The organism is Aeromonas sp. R7-2 (assembly GCF_040908105.1).
Classification (GTDB): domain Bacteria; phylum Pseudomonadota; class Gammaproteobacteria; order Enterobacterales; family Aeromonadaceae; genus Aeromonas; species Aeromonas caviae.
The window spans coordinates 1-17096 of sequence record NZ_JBFODC010000023.1 but is presented as its reverse complement, the minus strand read 5'-3'; the positions used below and the strand labels follow the sequence as shown (position 1 = coordinate 17096).

12 protein-coding genes and 3 tRNA genes are annotated in these 17096 nt (G+C 63.4%); 7 read left to right on the top strand and 8 right to left on the bottom strand.

Annotated elements, in window-relative coordinates; translation table 11 throughout:
- The first annotated feature begins 26 nt into the window (after window positions 1–26).
- The 4 genes from AB5Y47_RS09235 to AB5Y47_RS09220 all read left to right on the top strand — a co-directional run bounded on the left by AB5Y47_RS09235 (window position 27) and on the right by AB5Y47_RS09220 (window position 3974).
- The gene (locus tag AB5Y47_RS09235) at window positions 27–1031 is read left to right on the top strand and encodes an NADP-dependent oxidoreductase (RefSeq protein ID WP_049635933.1); all 1005 of its coding nucleotides are present in this window, start codon (window positions 27–29) and stop codon (window positions 1029–1031) included.
- A gap of 178 nt (window positions 1032–1209) precedes the next feature.
- Entirely contained in the window at window positions 1210–1650 is a 441-nt protein-coding gene (locus tag AB5Y47_RS09230; protein WP_368220172.1) for an NUDIX hydrolase, read from the top strand.
- A gap of 174 nt (window positions 1651–1824) precedes the next feature.
- Complete coding sequence (gene chrA, locus AB5Y47_RS09225; protein ID WP_368220171.1) at window positions 1825–2967, top strand: chromate efflux transporter; 1143 nt, start codon at window positions 1825–1827, stop codon at window positions 2965–2967.
- A gap of 137 nt (window positions 2968–3104) precedes the next feature.
- Window positions 3105–3974, top strand: coding sequence for a GyrI-like domain-containing protein (locus AB5Y47_RS09220; protein WP_368220170.1), 870 nt, complete (start codon window positions 3105–3107; stop codon window positions 3972–3974).
- A 70-nt stretch (window positions 3975–4044) separates the two neighbouring features.
- On the opposite strand, the gene msrB is transcribed toward AB5Y47_RS09220, so the two are convergent.
- From msrB to malQ, 4 genes are all read right to left on the bottom strand, one after another.
- Window positions 4045–4431 carry a peptide-methionine (R)-S-oxide reductase MsrB gene (gene msrB, locus AB5Y47_RS09215; RefSeq protein ID WP_010672886.1) on the bottom strand — a complete coding sequence of 129 codons (387 nt, stop codon included), beginning with the start codon at window positions 4429–4431 and terminating at the stop codon, window positions 4045–4047.
- 56 nt (window positions 4432–4487) lie between these two features.
- Entirely contained in the window at window positions 4488–6626 is a 2139-nt protein-coding gene (glgX, locus tag AB5Y47_RS09210) for a glycogen debranching protein GlgX (RefSeq protein ID WP_368220169.1), read from the bottom strand.
- Window positions 6626–8803 carry a 1,4-alpha-glucan branching protein GlgB gene (gene glgB, locus AB5Y47_RS09205; RefSeq protein ID WP_069652455.1) on the bottom strand — a complete coding sequence of 726 codons (2178 nt, stop codon included), beginning with the start codon at window positions 8801–8803 and terminating at the stop codon, window positions 6626–6628. The genes glgX and glgB overlap by 1 nt, the downstream gene beginning before the upstream one ends.
- An 82-nt stretch (window positions 8804–8885) precedes the next feature.
- Window positions 8886–11075 (bottom strand): 4-alpha-glucanotransferase, encoded by a 2190-nt coding sequence (gene malQ, locus AB5Y47_RS09200; RefSeq protein WP_010672883.1) that lies wholly within the window; start codon window positions 11073–11075, stop codon window positions 8886–8888.
- 346 nt (window positions 11076–11421) lie between these two features.
- On the opposite strand from malQ, the gene gap reads away from it, so the two are divergent.
- Together gap and AB5Y47_RS09190 are read left to right on the top strand one after the other, a co-directional pair.
- Window positions 11422–12417 carry a type I glyceraldehyde-3-phosphate dehydrogenase gene (gene gap, locus AB5Y47_RS09195; RefSeq protein ID WP_010672882.1) on the top strand — a complete coding sequence of 332 codons (996 nt, stop codon included), beginning with the start codon at window positions 11422–11424 and terminating at the stop codon, window positions 12415–12417.
- A 105-nt stretch (window positions 12418–12522) separates the two neighbouring features.
- Complete coding sequence (locus AB5Y47_RS09190) at window positions 12523–13383, top strand: D-hexose-6-phosphate mutarotase (protein WP_049635939.1); 861 nt, start codon at window positions 12523–12525, stop codon at window positions 13381–13383.
- Between the two features lie 70 nt (window positions 13384–13453).
- Here AB5Y47_RS09190 and nadA read toward each other — a convergent pair whose 3' ends face one another.
- Window positions 13454–14527 (bottom strand): quinolinate synthase NadA, encoded by a 1074-nt coding sequence (gene nadA, locus AB5Y47_RS09185; RefSeq protein WP_010672880.1) that lies wholly within the window; start codon window positions 14525–14527, stop codon window positions 13454–13456.
- Window positions 14528–14669: 142 nt separating this feature from the next.
- On the opposite strand from nadA, the gene AB5Y47_RS09180 reads away from it, so the two are divergent.
- The gene (locus tag AB5Y47_RS09180; protein ID WP_049635940.1) at window positions 14670–16775 is read left to right on the top strand and encodes a methyl-accepting chemotaxis protein; all 2106 of its coding nucleotides are present in this window, start codon (window positions 14670–14672) and stop codon (window positions 16773–16775) included.
- 47 nt (window positions 16776–16822) lie between these two features.
- Here AB5Y47_RS09180 and AB5Y47_RS09175 read toward each other — a convergent pair.
- From AB5Y47_RS09175 to AB5Y47_RS09165, 3 genes are all read right to left on the bottom strand, one after another.
- Window positions 16823–16898: transfer RNA gene (locus AB5Y47_RS09175), tRNA-Val, on the bottom strand.
- 19 nt (window positions 16899–16917) lie between these two features.
- Window positions 16918–16993 (bottom strand) — tRNA-Lys (locus AB5Y47_RS09170).
- Between the two features lie 22 nt (window positions 16994–17015).
- Window positions 17016–17091: transfer RNA gene (locus AB5Y47_RS09165), tRNA-Val, on the bottom strand.
- Window positions 17092–17096: the final 5 nt, after the last annotated feature.

Here is a 17096-nt window from a genome sequence, read left to right as displayed (position 1 = left end):
CGCGGCCCCACTGCCGGAGAATGCCCATGAATGCCATCAGCCATCAAATCCAACTGCTGCGTCGCCCCACCGGTCTCCCCACCCTGGAGGACTTCGCCCTCCGGGACGTGCCCCTGCCCGCCCTGCAGGAGGGAGAGGTACAGGTCGCCAACCAGTGGCTGTCGGTGGACCCCTACATGCGCGGCCGCATGAGCGAGGCCAAGAGCTACGTTCCTCCCTTCCCCCTCAACGGTCCCCTCGACGGCGGCGCCATCGGCACGGTACAGGCATCGCGCCATCCCGATTTCAAGGTGGGGGACAAGGTGAGCAGCATGCTGGGCTGGCGGGATGCCTTCGTGGCAAACGCCGCCCAGCTCACCCGCCTGCCCGACACCACCCTGCCGCCCCAGCGCTTCCTCGGCGCCCTCGGCATGCCGGGCATGACCGCCTGGGCGGGCCTGCACAAGGTGGCACACCTGAAGGCCGGTGAAACCCTGCTGGTCTCGGCGGCCTCCGGGGCGGTCGGCACCATGGCGGTCCAGCTCGCCAAGCAGGCGGGAGCCAGGGTCATCGGCTCCACCGGCTCGGCCGACAAGGTCGCCTACCTCAAGACCCTGGGTGCCGATGCGGTGATCAACTACCGGGAGACCCCGGATCTCGACGCCGAGCTGGCCCGCCTCGCCCCCGAGGGCATCCACGTCTACTTCGAAAACGTGGGGGGCGCCATGCTGGATGCCGCCCTCAACCACCTGGTGGTGCACGGGCGCATCGTGCTGTGCGGCCTCATCGAGCAGTACAACAGCAACGGCCAGGCCAGCGGCCCGCGCAACCTCTCCCAGGTGATCCGCAAGCGCATCCTGATGCAGGGGCTGCTGGTCTCCGATCACTGGCAGCACTACGGGGCGTTCCTGGCCGAGGCCATGCCGGCCTTCGAGGCGGGCACCCTCCAGGCCGAGGAGACCGTCAGCGAGGGGCTGGCCAGCATGCCGCAAGCCTTTATCGGACTGTTCCAGGGCCGCAATACCGGCAAGATGCTGGTCAGACTGCCCTGATCCGAGGGCATTTCCCATCTATTTAACAGATAGAATGTCGCCAGACCCATCCATTTAAGCGATGGAAAATCGGCATCCGATCGCCCTTGAACAGGCGGCTTGCGCAACGGGCCCATCCCCCCTAAGGTGGGCCCGTTTTCCCTGGCGCACCCCGCCGTCTCAGCAAGGAGCCTCCCCTATGTCTACCCCCTATCCCCGCGTCGGTGTCGGCGTCATTCTCACCAATGGCCAGGGCCTGGTACTGCTTGGCAAGCGCAAGGGCAGCCATGCCCCCTACTGGTCCATCGCAGGCGGTCATCTGGAATTGGGGGAGACCTTCGAGTCGGCAGCCATCCGGGAGGTGGCGGAGGAGACCGGCTTCGTCATCCGCCAGCCTCGCGTCATCGCCGTCACCAACAACCTGGAGACCTGGCGCGAGAGCGGCCTGCACTACATCTCGGTCACCCTGCTGGCAGAGGTGGACGGGGAGCCGCAACTGCTGGAGCCGGAAAAATGCGAGGGCTGGATCTGGTGCGACCCGCACAATCTGCCCGAGCCTCACTTCGATGCCAGTCGCCAGTCCATCGCCTGCTGGCTGGCGGGACAATGCTACCTGCCCCAGGCACAACCGGCCCCCTGACCCTCACCGGCAGGCTGCCGCGCGTCATCCCGGCACCTCTCGTCAGCTGGCGGAGGCGACCAGCCCCCCCCGCCAGCCCCTGTTGATGGCAGGCAGCGCGGGAGGGAGTACCGTCACCAAACTGTCACTTTTTTGTCATATTATCCGGGCCAGGATGATGACGAGGAGGGGAAGATGGGACAGGTATTCATGCAGTTCTTGTGGCTGGGATGCATCAGTGTTGGCGGGCCGGCCGCCCATATCGGCTATTTTCAGCGCACCTTTGTCCAGCGGCTGGGCTGGCTGAACCAGGGGGAGTTCGCCCAGTTGCTGGCCCTGTGCCAACTGCTGCCGGGTCCGGCCTCCAGCCAGCTCGGCTTTGCCATCGGCCGCCACCGCGCCGGCATCGGCGGCGCCCTGGCCGCCTTCGTCGGCTTTACCCTCCCCTCCTTCCTGCTGTTGCTGGCGGCCGCCGTCGGTCTGGGTCAGCTTGCGGGCAACCTCTGGCTGGACGCCGCCCTGCACGGCCTCAAGCTGCTGGCGCTCGTCGTGGTGGCGGATGCCGTGCTCACCATGAGCCGCCAGTTCTGCAAGACGGCGCTGCAACAGGGGGTCATGGTGGCCACCGCCGCCGCCCTCTGGTGCGCCCCCGGTCTTCTGACCCAGGTCGCCATGCTGCTCGGCGCGGCCCTGCTCTGTGCCTTGCGCGAGCCGCACCCGGGGAGTCAGGGCCTCGCGTCCACTCCTGCTCGCCAGCCTCACTGGCCGACCCTGCTGCTGTTCGCCCTGCTGTTCGTCGGCCTGCCCCTGGTGGCGAGCGGCCCCGTCAGCCAGTTGCTGGCCGACTTTTACCGGGCAGGCAGCCTGGTGTTTGGCGGTGGTCACGTGGTGCTGCCCCTGTTGCAGGAGAGCCTGGGTCACCACCTGAGCGAGCAGCAGTTCCTGACCGGCTACGGCCTGGCCCAGCTGGTACCCGGCCCCATGTTCACCCTGGCCACCTACCTGGGCGCCGTGCTGCTGCCCGCCACTCCCCTCATCGGGGCGCTGCTGGCGACCCTGGCGCTCTTCCTGCCGGGTTTCTTGCTGCTCTGGGCGCTGGGCCCCTGCTGGCAGCACTGGCTGGCCCGCCCCCGTCTGGCGGGGGTCGTGGCCGGCATCAACGCCGCCGTGGTGGGGCTGCTGCTGGCGGCCCTCTATCAGCCGGTGTGGCAGAGCGCCGTGCTCTCCCCCACCGATCTGGCGCTGGCCGCCGTCGGCTTCTACCTGCTGCGGGTGCCACGGCTCCCCGTTCTGCCCCTCGCCGCCCTGCTGACGGGGGCAGCCCTGCTGCTGGCCTGACGAACCCGCGACAAGTCAGGCAGCGCCCGCCGGGCTGGCGGTCATGGCTCTTATCCCCGAGGGGAACCAAAGAGAGCAAGATCCGTCAGGACAGCTCGGGCCCGTTGGCCGATAGTGGGCGGCACAGAGGAGAGACCATGGATCACAACCAGACAGAGGCCTACCGCCGACGCTTTCAAACGGTGACCGAGCACATCGAGCGCCATCTCGACGACGACCTGTCGCTGGAGCGGCTCAGCGCCGTGGCGCACTTTTCGCCCTTTCACTTTCATCGGCAATTTGCCGCTTACTGCGGCGTGCCGCTGGGGCGTTACATCCAACTGCTGCGGCTGAAGCGGGCCTCTTACCGGTTGGCATTCGCTCCTCTGGACAAGGTGACTGATATCGCCCTCGATGCCGGCTTCCAGCATGGCGAATCTTTCAGTCGCGCCTTCAAGCAGACGTTCGGCCTGACGCCCAGCCAGTTCAGGCAGCACCCGGACTGGGCCAGCTGGCATCGCTGCCTGCCACGGCCCCCCACAAAGAGGATTGACCCCATGCGAGTCGACATCATTCAGTTCCCGCAGACCGCCGTCGCCGCCCTGACCCATCAGGGCCTGCCCGAGCGCATCAACGACACCGCGGCGCGTTTCATCCAGTGGCGCAAGGCCACGGGCGGCTCCCCGGTCGCCACCAGCCAGACCTATGGCCTGGCGCCGGACGACCCCGCCACGACGGAGGGTGCGGCGTTTCGCTTTACCCTCTGTGGCAGCGTCGAGGCCCCCGTCGCCGAGGACAATGAGTGGGGCGTGAAGAATGCCCTCATCCCGGCCGGGCGCTGCGCCGTGGTACGCCACCACGGCTCCCACGACCTCCTGGCCGACTGTGCCCGGGCGCTCTACCGCGACTGGCTGCCCGCCAGCGGCGAAGAGCTGCGGGATTTTCCACTCTTCTTCCACTACCACAACTTTGTACACGAGGTGCCCACCCATGAGCTGGTCACCGACATCTACCTGCCGCTGGCATAGCCCGGCACCTGACAGGGGGAGATAAAAAAGCGGCGCCTCCGAAGGGAGGCGCCGCTGGTCGTGTCGGGGATCAGGCGTCGGGCTCGAAATCCAGGCTCAGGCTGTTGACGCAGTAGCGCTGGCCGGTCTCGGTCGGCCCGTCGGGGAAGACGTGGCCGAGGTGGGAGCCGCACTGGCTGCAGGTGATCTCCACCCGCTTCATGCCGTGGCTGTTGTCCTCGGTGTAGGTCACCGTCCCCTCGATGGCCCGGTCGAACGAGGGCCAGCCGCAGCCCGCGTCGAACTTGGCTCCTGAGTGGAACAGCACCTGCTTGCAGCAGACGCAGTGGTAATCGCCGCTCTTGCGGTTGTGCAGCAGGGCACCGCTGTAGGGACGCTCGGTCCCTTTCTCCCAGCAGACGTGGAACTGCTCTGCACTCAGCTTGTCGCGCCACTGTTCAGGGTTGTTACTGCTCATTCCGGCTCCTCACCACTGATAACGGTGCCCAGCATACCCAGTCAGGGCGCCTGGCTCTACCCCGCCAGCGGGAACTGTGATCCCGTTGGCAACACGGCGACAACATCCGCTGCCACCACCCCTTCGCTCGCCAGCACCGCCGCCGGCAGGGCGACCCGCTCCAGCAGCTTGAGGGAGTGGGCACGCCCCACCGCCACCTGCCGCTTGATGTCGTCCGGCAGGAAGGGCAGGCCGTCGTTGGTGGCGGTGTCGATGGTCTGGATCCACTCCATGCCCTCCCCCGGCGGCGGCAGGCGGAACTGGATGTCATAGTCGCTGGCGTTGAACAGCACGTACCAGCGCTCCCCGGTGCAGCCGATCATGCCGATGTCCATGGCAAACGCCTGCCCCATGGGGGCGTGCCAGTCCTGATCGGTGAGCTGATGGCCGTCCGGGTGATACCAGTTCACCTGGTGACAGCTGGTCGCCTTGCCGTTCCAGCCGTCGTCGCTCAGTTGCAGGTTGGAGAAGACCCCGGACTCCGCCCGCAGCGCCATCATCTGGCGGGTGAAAGCGAGCAGCCGCTCGTCCTCCGGGCGCAGTTGCCAGTTCACCCAGCTTATCTGGTTGTCCTGACAGTAGGCGTTGTTGTTGCCGAGCTGGCTGCGGCCCATCTCGTCCCCGGCGAGGAAGTGGGGCGTCCCCTGTGACAGCAGCAGGGTGGCGATGAGGTTGCGCTTCTGCTGCTGGCGCAGGTTGTTGATGCGCGGGTCCAGGGTCGGCCCCTCCACCCCGTGGTTGCTGGAGAGGTTGTTGCCGTGGCCGTCCCGGTTGTCCTCGCCGTTGGCCTGGTTGTGGCGCTGGTTGTAGGAGACCAGATCCTCGAGGGTGAAGCCGTCGTGATAGCAGAGGTAGTTGACGCTGGTGTGGGGGGAGCGCCAGTTCTTCGGGAAGAGATCCCGCGAGCCCACCAGACGGGTGGCAAAATCCCCCATCTTGCCCGCATCCCCGCGCCAGAAGGCGCGCACCGTGTCGCGGTAACGATCGTTGATCTCCAGCCACTGGCTCGGAAACTGGCCGAGACGATAGCCGAAGGGGCCGATGTCCCAGGGTTCGGCGATGAGCCTGACCCGCGCCAGCACGGGATCCGCCATCATGGCCTTGAAGAAGGCGCTCATGGGATCGAACTCCCCCGCTTCCCGCGCCAGGGTGACCGCCAGATCGAAGCGGAAACCGTCCACCTGCATCTCGGTGACCCAGTAGCGCAGGGCATCGAGCACCAGTCGCAGGGTGTTGGGGTGATCCAGATTGACGCTGTTGCCGCAGCCGGTGACGTTGGCGTGGCGATGGTAATCCAGACCGTGGGCCCCCGACTCGAAGGCGTAGTAGCCCGCGTTGTCAAACCCCTTGAGGGAGAGCATGGGGCCGTCGAAGCCCGACTCCGCGGTGTGGTTGTAGACCACGTCCAGGATCACCTCGAGCCCGGCCCGGTGCAGCTCGCGCACCATGGTCTTGAACTCGGTCACCGCATCCTTCGCCCCGTAGCGCGGTTCGGGCGCGAAGAAGGCGATGGGGTTGTAGCCCCAGTAGTTGGTGAGCCCCAGCTGCTCGAGCCGGGGCTCGGACATGAAGGCCGCCACCGGCATCAGCTGGACCGAGGTCACCCCCAGCCCCTGCAGATGCTCGATCATCAGCGGGTGGCTGATGCCCAGATAGGTGCCCTGCAACGCCTTGGGGATGCCGGGGTGCTGGCGGGTGAACCCCTTGACGTGGGTCTCGTAGAGCACGACCCGCTCCGGCGGGATGCCGGGCTTGCCGACCCCCTGCCAGTCGAAGGCATCGTCCACCACCACCGACTTGCCCACCATGGCCGCGCTGTCCCCCTCGTAGAGGGCATCGTCCCAGTAGGTAGGACGGCTCAGTGCCCGGGCATAGGGGTCTATAAGCAGCTTGTCCGGGTCGAACAGCAACCCCTCCTGGGGAGAGCCATGCACCCGGTAGCCATAGCGCTGACCGGCCTTGACGCCGCGCACGTGGCCGAACCAGTACTGGCCGCGCCGACCGGGCAAGGGGAGACGCGCCAGCTCCTGCTCCTCTTCGTCGAACAGGCAGAGCTCCACCTTGTCCGATTGGGGAGCCCAGACACAGAAGTGGCAGCCCGTCTCGTCCAGACGAGCGCCAAGCGGGTGATCTACCCCGTTTTCCATTTCAAACATCAGGACTCCTGTTTGATGAACAAGGTCGCGAGCGGCGGCAAGTCCAGCACCAGGCTGTGTGCCATCCCCTGCCAGGGGGTCGCCTCGGCGACGAAGACCAGACCCACATCATAGTTGCTGCCCCAGTAATGCTCGCTGTCGGTGTTGAGCACCACCCGATAGCGACCGGCAGCCGGCACCCCGAGACGGTAACCGATGCGCGGCACCGGGGTGAAGTTGCAGGCCACCACCAGCGGATGGGCCCCCAGCTTGTCGGCCCGCAGCCAGGCGAAGATGCTGTTGTCCGCGTCCTGATGATCCAGCCAGCGGAAACCGGCCTGTTCATAATCCGCCTGATACAAGGCAGGTTCATGACGATAGAGGTGGTTGAGATCCCGGATCAGCCGCTGCTGGCCGCCGTGCCTGGGGTACTGCAACAGGTGCCAGGGCAGCTGGGCATCATGATTCCACTCGTTGCTCTGGGCGATCTCGGTGCCCATGAAGTTGAGCTTCTTGCCGGGGTGGGCATACATGAAGCCCATGTAGGCGCGCAGGTTGGCGGCCTGCTGCCACTCGTCCCCCGGCATCTTGTAGAGCAGGGAGTGCTTGCCGTGGACCACCTCGTCATGGGAGAGGGACAGAATGAAGTTCTCGTCATAGTGGTACACCATGGAGAAGGTCATGTCGTTGTGGTGGTAGCGACGGTGAATGGGCTCTTTTTGCATGTAGCTGAGGGTGTCGTGCATCCAGCCCATATTCCACTTGAAGCCAAACCCCAGGCCGCCAAGGAAGGTGGGACGGGAGACCCCGGCAAAGGCGGTGGACTCCTCGGCGATGGTCATGGCGTGGGGGTACTTGCCGTACACCTCCTCGTTGGTCCACTTCAAGAGGCTGATCGCCTCGTAGTTGTGGTTGCCGCCATCGACGTTGGGCACCCACTCACCGGCGTTGCGGGAGTAATCCAGATAGAGCATGGAGGCGACCGCATCCACCCGCAGGCCGTCGATGTGGAACTTGTCGAGCCAGAACAGGGCGCTGGCCACCAGGAACTGGCGCACGGTGTCGCGACCGAAGTCATAGATGTAGGAGTTCCAGTCCGGGTGCCAGCCACGGCGCGGATCTTCGTACTCGTAGAGCGGCGTGCCGTCGAAGCGGGCCAGGCCGTGGGCATCGGACGGGAAGTGGGCGGGCACCCAATCCAGAATCACGCCGATCCCCGCCTGGTGGCACTGATCCACGAAGTATTTGAAATCGTCGGCCGTGCCGTAGCGGCTGGTGGGGGAGAACATGCCCACCGGCTGGTAGCCCCAGGAGCCGCTGAAGGGATGCTCGGAGACTGGCAGCAGCTCGATGTGGGTGTACTCCATCTCCTTGATGTAATCCACCAGTTCCACCGCCAGCTCGCGCCAGCTCAGGCTGTCGCCGTTGGAGTGACGCTTCCAGGAACCCACGTGCAGCTCGTAGATGGAAAGGGGCTGCTCGCGCTTGTCATTGAGCTGACTCTCGCGCCAGTCGGCGTCCTGCCACTGGTACTGGCCGTGGTCATAGACCACGGAGGCGAACGAGGGGTACTGCTCGCAGTAGAAGCCCACCGGGTCGCTCTTGTGGGGCAGGCGATTGCCCGCCGGGTCTTTCAGTTCAAACTTGTAGCGATCCCCGGCCTTGAGCCCCGGCACGAACAGCACCCAGTGGCCGCACTGGCTGCGCTGCATGGGGTGACGGCGGCCATCCCAGAAGTTGAAATCGCCGATGAGGCTCACCGCCGTGGCGCTCGGCGCGTAGACGGCAAAGCGTACCCCTTCCACCTGCTGGCCGAGGTGCGTCACGGTGCGCAACTGGGCGCCGAGGGTGTGGTAGAGGTTTTCCGGTTGCCAGGTGAGTTCCGCCAGCCCTTCCCAGGCGGCAGCCTGGAACTGATAGGGGTCGATGATGTCGGCACTGGCGTCGGCGTAGGTCGCGATGAGCTGGTAGGGGAAGGGATTCTTGCGGCGGGTGAAAACAGTTTCAAAGAGGCCCGCTTCGTCAGCGGCGGTCAGGGTGGCAACTATCTTGCCTGACTTGAGATCCCTGACCCGGACCTCGAGTGCATCGGGCAACCAGGCGGTGAGTTTCAGGCCTGGCCCATCCGGATTGGCCAGCAGGCCTAGATGGGAGAAGGGATCGGCACAGCGGGCGGCAACCAAACGTTCAACGGGCATCGACATTTCCTTTGATGGCTGAACATCCGCTTCGGCCGAAGCCGAAGCGGATGAAAGTGAGTCACATGTTGGCGTTCAAGGCTCAACGGCTGGCCTCGTCACGGGCCCGGCTCATCTTGCCCGCCAGATTCTTGAGCGCCTCGTCGGCGAAGATATCCTCCAGATCCCGGGAGAGCTTGCGACGCCAGTTGGGGTACTCGTAGCTGGTACCCGGCACGTTGACCGGCTTGTCCATCTCCAGCCAGTCTTCGAGCTGGGTGCTGAACAGGGCACAGCTGCCGCGGGACATGTGCAGTTGCAGACCGTGGTTGAGCTCGGTATTCATGCCGACCCAGTTCACGTCGTGACTGATATTGCCAGAGATGACCCCATGAGCATGCAGGCTGTCAAGGATCCGCTGCTTGGCCTGGTGGCGATCAGCATACAGGGTCTTGAGTACGTCTTCATCCGGGTACAGGCCCAGTTCGCGTCCCAGCGCCAGATCGTCGCAGTGCCAGAAGCCCTTGAGGGTCGGCATGTCGTGGGTGGTCAGGGCGGACATCGCCTGCTCGGCGTAGTGCGCCGGGGAGATGAAGCCACCATCGTCCTTGGAGCGCTCGAAGAAGAACACCTTGTAGGAGTGGACGCCGTTCTCTTTCAGGGTCACGTCGATCCCCTCCGGCACGGTCCCCAGATCCTCGCCGATCAGCAGGCACTGGTTGCGGTGGGACTCGAGGGCCAGGATCCCCAGCAGATCGTTCACCGGATAATAGATGTAGGCCCCCTTGGCGGCGGACTCTCCGGGCGGCACCCACCACAGGCGCAGCAAGGCCATCACGTGGTCGATGCGCAGGGCGCCGCAGGAGCGCATGTTGGCACGGAACAGATCCACCATGGGCTGGTAGGCGGCCTCGAACAGCTGGTTCGGGTTCATGGGGGGCAGGCCCCAGTTCTGGCCGAGGGGGCCGAGAATGTCGGGCGGTGCACCGACCGAGGCTTTCGGGCAGTAGAGGTCCCGGTTTGCCCAGATCTCGGTGGAGCCTTCGGAGACGCCGACCGCCAGATCCCGGTAGATCCCCATCACCATGCCGGCGGCCTTGGCGCGGGCATCGGCCCGGGCCAGCTGCTCGTCAGCCAGGAACTGCAGATAGAGATAGAAGGCCACATCCTGCTGGTGCTCGGCCATCCAGGCCGCCACTTCGGGGTTGTGGTAATCGCGCAGCGCCTCGGGCCAGACCGGCCAGCCCCAGGCATTCTCGCCTTTGGCATAGAAGTGGGCCTGCAGGGCGTCAAACGCTGCCTGCTGTTGCAGGCTGTCACCGCCTGCAGCCACAAAGGCATCGAACGCAGCCTGACGCTCGGCGCTGAAGCTGGCCTGGTCGAACACCTGGCGCAGCATCCCGATCTTGGTCTGGATGACGCCGGTGTAATCCACATTGTCCTTGACCCGCAGGGAGGTGAGGTGCTGCTGGAAGGCCGGGCTCGCCACTTCCGCTTTCAGGCGATCGTTGCCCAGGAATTCGGGCACCGCTTCCACATCGATATAGGCGACGTTGAGCCAGCGACGGGAAGAGGGGCTGTAAGGGCTGGCACTCTCCGGGTTCGCCGGATAGAGGGCATGAATGGGGTTGAGACCGACGAAGTGGGCTCCCCAGGCGGCGGCATTCTCAACCAGCTGGCCGAGATCGCTGAAATCGCCGATGCCCCAGTTGTGGCGGCTGCGCAGGCAGTAGAGCTGGACGCTCGGGCCCCACACCTTGCGACCATTGGCGATGGGTGCCTGCTTGTAGCAGGACTTGGGGGCGACGATGAGACGCATGGTGGCCAGCGGCTCGTCATTGCCCTCTTCCAGCAGGATGAGCTGGTGATAACCCAGCGCAGGCTGCACATCCAGGGTGACGCGATAGGCCTGACACTCCATCTCCTCGAACTCGGCCACCCCGACCAGCTCACCCTCGATGGGGGTGAGTTGACCGGACAGCACTGCACCCTGCTCCTGCTGGAGCTGCCAGGTGAGGGCATCGTTGACAAATTCGATGGGGAGGCGAACCTCAAGAGTAACGGCGTCGCCGCTGCGTACCACCATCACGGGATCCAGCGCGCGCAGCCAATGCTGGCGGTGCTCCTGCTCAAGCTGTTCGGACAGGGCGGCCTCGTCATCGACGCGGTAGCCCATGGCGCCCAGCATGGCGGCCTTGCTCTCTTCCGATACCAGGGCCGGCTGGCCCCAGGCATCAACATACTCACTGGCAATGCCTTTGGCGGCAGCCAGCTGTTCAATCAGGGTGGTCATAGTTTGAGAATTCCCGCTGTGGATTCTGTCTACGCTATTTTGTGATTAATTTTTATGGTTGGTACTTGAACAGTGGCTCTTTGGCCATGCTAAACCGCGCACATTTTTACATATCTCCCCGGCTGGATGTGTGACCGGGCAGGCACTATTGTTGTTCTCTGCCACCGACTTTGCTGATGATGCATTCAACAAAAGTTGGTAGCCAGTTACATAAACCGAAAATAAATTTCACAGTTTTTCATGATATAGCGCAATTTCGCGCAGATTGTTGGTTGACTCGCGAGGGAGTTCTAGTAAATTTACAAACGGAATTTTCTTTGACTACTGAACAGTTAGGTAACCAATTATGACTATCAAAGTAGGTATTAACGGTTTTGGCCGTATCGGTCGTTTCGTTTTCCGTCTGGCCGCTGAGCGTGCTGACATCGAAGTGGTTGGTATCAACGACCTGATCGACGTTGACTACATGGCTTACATGCTGAAGTACGACTCCACTCACGGTCGCTTCAAGGGCACTGTTGAAGTCAAAGACGGCAACCTGATCGTCAACGGCAAAACCGTACGTGTTACCGCTGAACGTGACCCGGCCAACCTGAAATGGGGCGAAATCGGTGTTGACGTTGTTGCCGAAGCAACCGGTCTGTTCCTGACCGACGAAACCGCTCGCAAGCACATCGCTGCCGGTGCCAAGAAAGTCGTACTGACCGGTCCGTCCAAAGACGCTACCCCGATGTTCGTCATGGGCGTCAACCAGGATTCCTACGCTGGCCAGGACATCGTTTCCAACGCTTCCTGCACCACCAACTGCCTGGCCCCCATCGCCAAGGTTCTGAACGATACCTTCGGTATCGAATCCGGCCTGATGACCACCGTTCACGCTACCACTGCTACCCAGAAGACCGTTGATGGTCCGTCTGCCAAAGACTGGCGCGGTGGCCGCGGTGCGGCTCAGAACATCATCCCGTCCTCTACCGGTGCTGCCAAGGCTGTTGGCGTGGTCATCCCGGAACTGAACGGCAAGCTGACCGGCATGGCCTTCCGCGTTCCGACTCCGGACGTGTCCGTTGTTGACCTGACCGTCAACCTGAAGAAAGAAGCGTCCTACGCTGAAATCTGCCAGGCCATGAAGGCTGCCTCCGAAGGCGCCATGAAGGGCGTGCTGGGCTACACCGAAGACGAAGTGGTTTCCACCGACTTCCTGGGTGAGCGTCAGACTTCCGTGTTCGATGCCAAGGCTGGTATCCAGCTGAACAAGACCTTCGTGAAAGTCGTCTCCTGGTACGACAACGAAATGGGCTACTCCAGCAAGGTTCTGGACCTGATCGCTCACATCTCCAAGTAATTTGGGATGCGCAATCGCGTAGCTTGAAAAAAGGCGGCCAATGGCCGCCTTTTTGTATTCTGAATCACGGACCCTTTCTGAATGTCCCCGAGCACTGGAGCCTTTATGACACCGACACGTACGCTGACTGCCCACTGCACCCTGAGCCAGGATGGCCTGCCCCTGCTGACCATAGACAATGAGCACGCCAGGGCCGAGATAAGCCTGTTTGGCGCCCATGTGCTGCGTTACCAACGCCATGGTGAGCCGGCCTCTCTCTGGCTCAGCGACAAGGCGATACTGGATGGCAGCAAGCCCATTCGCGGCGGCATTCCCCTCTGCTGGCCCTGGTTCGGCCCCTCCCCCGCTCGCGTTGGCAGCGGCAAGCCGGCTCATGGCTTCGCACGCAACTGCCTGTGGACGCTGGATGGGGTCTCCGATCACGGGGATGGCACACTCGTCCACCTCTCCCTGCGTGACAACGATGCCAGCAGGACACTCTGGCCCCATGCCTTCGAGCTGGAGCTGGACGTACTGGTCGGCAAGGAGCTTTCCCTGGTGCTGACCACCCGCAACACCGGCAAGTCAGCGCTCACCTACAATGCCGCCCTGCACACCTACCTGCAGATCAGTGCGCCGGAAGCGGTGACCGTGACCGGCCTCGGCGAACCCTATCTGGACAAGCTGACCGGCCGAAACGAACTGCAACAGGGAGCGCTGACCGTCACCGCAGCCATGGATCGCATCTACCGCCAGCCCGATGCCATGGTCAGCGTGCAGGATGGTGAGCGCACCACCCGGGTGGTCAACGGCAACCACGACAGCGTGGTGGTCTGGACCCCCTGGCAGGAAGGGGCCAGCGCCATGGCCGACATGAGTGACAACGGTTATCGCACCATGCTCTGTGTCGAGGCGGCCATCACCGCCGAGGACGGGATCACCGTCCAGCCCGACGAGGAGCACAGCTTCTCCACCGTCATCATCTGACGATACAGATGACGGACAAATAAAGAGGGCTCCCGCAGGAGCCCTCTTTGCATCTTGCCATCAGAGTCAGTCAGGCGTTGCCCTGGGTCTTGAGCTTGAGCTCCGCGGCGAAATCCAGCATGCGGTCGAGCGGGACAAGCGCTTTGAGACGCAGTGCCTCATCCACATGGATCTCGTGACGCTCGGCACCGTCGGTCAGGGCCTCCTTGATGGCCACCAGGCCGTTCATCGCCATCCAGGGGCAGTGGGCGCAGCTACGGCAGGTGGCACCATCACCGCCGGTGGGCGCCTCCACCATCTCTTTCTCCGGGCAGGCCTGCTGCATCTTGTAGAAGATGCCGCGATCGGTCGCCACGATCAGTTTCTGCTGGGGCAGCTCTTTGGCGGCCTTGATGAGCTGGCTGGTGGAACCCACCGCATCCGCCAGCTCGATGACGGAGGCCGGGGACTCCGGGTGCACCAGCACGGCGGCATCCGGGTTCTGGGCCTTGAGCTCGCGCAGCGCCTTGGCCTTGAACTCGTCGTGCACGATGCAGTGACCCTGCCAGCGCAGCATCTCGGCCCCTGTCTTCTTCTCGATATAGGCGCCGAGGTGGCGGTCTGGGCCCCAGATGATCTTGTGACCCTGACTGTCCAGATGTTCGACGATCTCCAGTGCAATACTGGAGGTGACCACCCAGTCGGCCCGTGCTTTCACCGCTGCCGAGGTATTGGCATAGACCACCACGATGTGATCGGGGTGCGCATCGCAGAAGGCGGAGAACTGGTCGATGGGACAACCCAGATCAAGAGAGCACTCGGCCTCCAGCGTCGGCATCAGCACCCGCTTGTGGGGGCTCAGGATCTTGGAGGTCTCTCCCATGAAGCGCACACCGGCCACGATCAGGGTCTGGGCTGCATGGTCGCGACCGAAGCGGGCCATCTCCAGGGAGTCACCCACGAAGCCACCGGTGGCTTCTGCCAGGGCCTGGATCTCGGGATCCGTGTAGTAATGGGCAACCAGCACGGCCTGGCGCGCCTGCAGCAGCACCTTGATCTCGGCGATCAGGGTCGCCTTCTGCTCGGGAGTCAGGGGCTGTGGTTTGGCCGGGAAGGGGTAGTCCATCTCGACTACCGGCGGAATACTGCTCAGTGCATTGCTCATTGCGACTGTTCCATCAACGCTCGGGAAGGCCAAAATTATAACCAGAAGCCGTGCACAAACCCATCAACAAATCCAGTACAGTACAACTGTCAGGACCCGCTCCGACCATATCGTTGTCATTCTTGCCAAAAGGAGTTGTCGAATGAAACAACGTTCGCTCAAGACCAAGTTGTTGTTGCTCACGCTGGGACTTTTTCTCGCCAGTGGCGTCGCCATGACATGGATACAGTCCTCCTCGCTGAACGGCCTGCGCGATGACATCATGGCGCAGACCCGTGGCGCCCTGGAGCAGGAGGTTTCCCGTTCCCTGCAATTCCAGGCAGAGCGGTATGCCGTGCAGATCGAAGACCAGTTGCAGCAGGCCTATCAGATACCGCTCGGCATGGCGGCGCAGCTTGAAGGAAGCATGGCCCAGCCGGACCAGCGGCTGAGTCGCCCGCAAGTGGAGCTTCTGCTTGGCAGCCGCCTGCGCCAGGCAAACGGGATCAGCTCCATCTACGCCCAGTTCGAACCCAACGGTTACGACGAACAGGACGCCGACTGGCAGACGGGCGCCAGCCATTCGGTTGCCGGCAAGGGCAGTCTCGAGGTCTACTTCACCCGGGAACAGAACGGAAACATCGCGCAGCAGACCATAGATGCCGCCACCAGTGACGCCAAGTTCGACACCTCGCGCAATGAATTCGGCATTCGCAACAGCGAGTGGTATCTCTGCGGTCGCGAGACTCGTCGCCCCTGTCTGATGGAACCCTACCTCTACGAGATAAGCCCTGGCCAGAAGATGCTGATGACCAGCCTGACGGTGCCCGTCCTCAAGGATGGCAAGTTTGCCGGGATCACCGGGGTCGACATGAACCTGCCCATCTTCCAGCAACTGGCCGAGCACCTTGGCAAGAGCCTCTATGACAACCAGGCCGAGGTCACCCTGGTCAGCAAGGCGGGCTTCATCGTCGGCAGCAACCGCCATTCGGACAAACTGGGGCGCCCCCTGACAGAGGCCGGACTGGTTGCCCCGAATGGACACCCCGCCGATACCGACAGCGATTTCATCTTGCAGCAGCCCATACGGATCGAAGCTGCCGACAACCAGTGGTGGCTGATGATCAAGGTGCCCAAGGCCCTCGCCCTCAGCCAGGCCAACACCATCAGCCAGCAGCTCGGCAGCCTGTTGCAGGCTACCCAGCAGCAGCAGCTGGTTGCCATCGTTGTCATCACCCTGGTGGCCCTGGGCCTGCTTGTCTGGTTCATCCAGACCATCACGGCGCCCCTCTCCCTCATCAGCCGCCACGTCTCCCACCTCGCCAGCAATGAGGGCGACCTGACCCAGCAGATGCGTATCGACACCCACCAGGAGCTCATCGAGCTGGGCAGGCATCTCAATGCCTTCCTCGGCAAGCTGAGGGCCATGGTGCAGGGCAGCAAGCAGATTGGGCAACAGGTGCATCAGCAGGCCAGGGGCATGAAGCAGACGGCCGATGCCATGCGCAGCAGCCTGGATGATCAGAGCCTGGAGCTGGAGAGCGTGGTCAGCGCCATGCACGAGATGAGCACCACGGCAGTCAGCGTGGCGGGCTATGCGGAACAGGCGGCGCAGGAGTCGGAAGCGGCGACCCACCATGTCAGCACGGCCCAGCAGACCTTGAGCAGGGCCCGCAACGAGATCCATACCCTGGTCGAGGACATGCATCAGGCCGACAAGGCGGTCGCCCAGGTCGCCCAGCGCAGCACCAATATCAGCCACATCCTCGATGTGATCCGGGCCATTGCCGAACAGACCAATCTGCTGGCCCTCAACGCAGCCATCGAGGCGGCGCGGGCCGGCGACATGGGCAGGGGTTTTGCCGTCGTGGCGGACGAGGTGAGGGCGCTGGCCAACAAGACCCGCTCATCCACCGACGAGATAGGGCAGCTCATCGGCAGCCTGCAAACCGAGGTCACCAGCAGCCAGCAGTTGATGAGCACGGGGATCGCCCGCTCGGTGAGCACGGTTGAAGGCACGGAGCAGGCCTTCGAGGCACTCAATCAGGTGGTCACCCAGATCCAGCAGATCCATGATCACATCAGCCAGGTGGCGACCGCCGCCGAGCAGCAGAGTGCCGTGAGCGACACCATCAACCAGAACCTGATGCGCATCGGTGACGCCGCCACCACCCTGGGACAAGAGGCCAATGCCAGCCAGCGCCTGAGCGAGGCACTGGAACAGGCGGCCACCACCCTGGCAAGCGAGCTGGATCGACTGCGAACCTGATGGGAGACGGAAACGAAAAAGCCCGCATCGCTGCGGGCTTTTCAATATGGTGGTCGTTACTGGGCTCGAACCAGTGACCCCCTCCTTGTAAGGGAGGTGCTCTCCCAGCTGAGCTAAACGACCTGGGATATGACTGAAATGATGGTGGGTCGTGCTGGATTCGAACCAGCGACCAATTGATTAAAAGTCAACTGCTCTACCGACTGAGCTAACGACCCATCGAAATCATTTTTTAAAGCATGGTGGTCGTTACTGGGCTCGAACCAGTGACCCCCTCCTTGTAAGGGAGGTGCTCTCCCAGCTGAGCTAAACGACCTGGGA

Excerpts from the sequence above, each read along its gene's own strand:
- AB5Y47_RS09235 (WP_049635933.1), top strand. The coding sequence starts at position 27 with ATGAATGCCATCAGCCATCAAATCCAACTGCTGCGTCGCCCCACCGGT.
- AB5Y47_RS09230 (WP_368220172.1), top strand. The coding sequence starts at position 1,210 with ATGTCTACCCCCTATCCCCGCGTCGGTGTCGGCGTCATTCTCACCAAT.
- chrA (WP_368220171.1), top strand. The coding sequence starts at position 1,825 with ATGGGACAGGTATTCATGCAGTTCTTGTGGCTGGGATGCATCAGTGTT.
- AB5Y47_RS09220 (WP_368220170.1), top strand. The coding sequence starts at position 3,105 with ATGGATCACAACCAGACAGAGGCCTACCGCCGACGCTTTCAAACGGTG.
- msrB (WP_010672886.1), bottom strand. The coding sequence starts at position 4,431 with ATGAGCAGTAACAACCCTGAACAGTGGCGCGACAAGCTGAGTGCAGAG.
- glgX (WP_368220169.1), bottom strand. The coding sequence starts at position 6,626 with ATGTTTGAAATGGAAAACGGGGTAGATCACCCGCTTGGCGCTCGTCTG.
- glgB (WP_069652455.1), bottom strand. The coding sequence starts at position 8,803 with ATGCCCGTTGAACGTTTGGTTGCCGCCCGCTGTGCCGATCCCTTCTCC.
- malQ (WP_010672883.1), bottom strand. The coding sequence starts at position 11,075 with ATGACCACCCTGATTGAACAGCTGGCTGCCGCCAAAGGCATTGCCAGT.
- gap (WP_010672882.1), top strand. The coding sequence starts at position 11,422 with ATGACTATCAAAGTAGGTATTAACGGTTTTGGCCGTATCGGTCGTTTC.
- AB5Y47_RS09190 (WP_049635939.1), top strand. The coding sequence starts at position 12,523 with ATGACACCGACACGTACGCTGACTGCCCACTGCACCCTGAGCCAGGAT.
- nadA (WP_010672880.1), bottom strand. The coding sequence starts at position 14,527 with ATGAGCAATGCACTGAGCAGTATTCCGCCGGTAGTCGAGATGGACTAC.
- AB5Y47_RS09180 (WP_049635940.1), top strand. The coding sequence starts at position 14,670 with ATGAAACAACGTTCGCTCAAGACCAAGTTGTTGTTGCTCACGCTGGGA.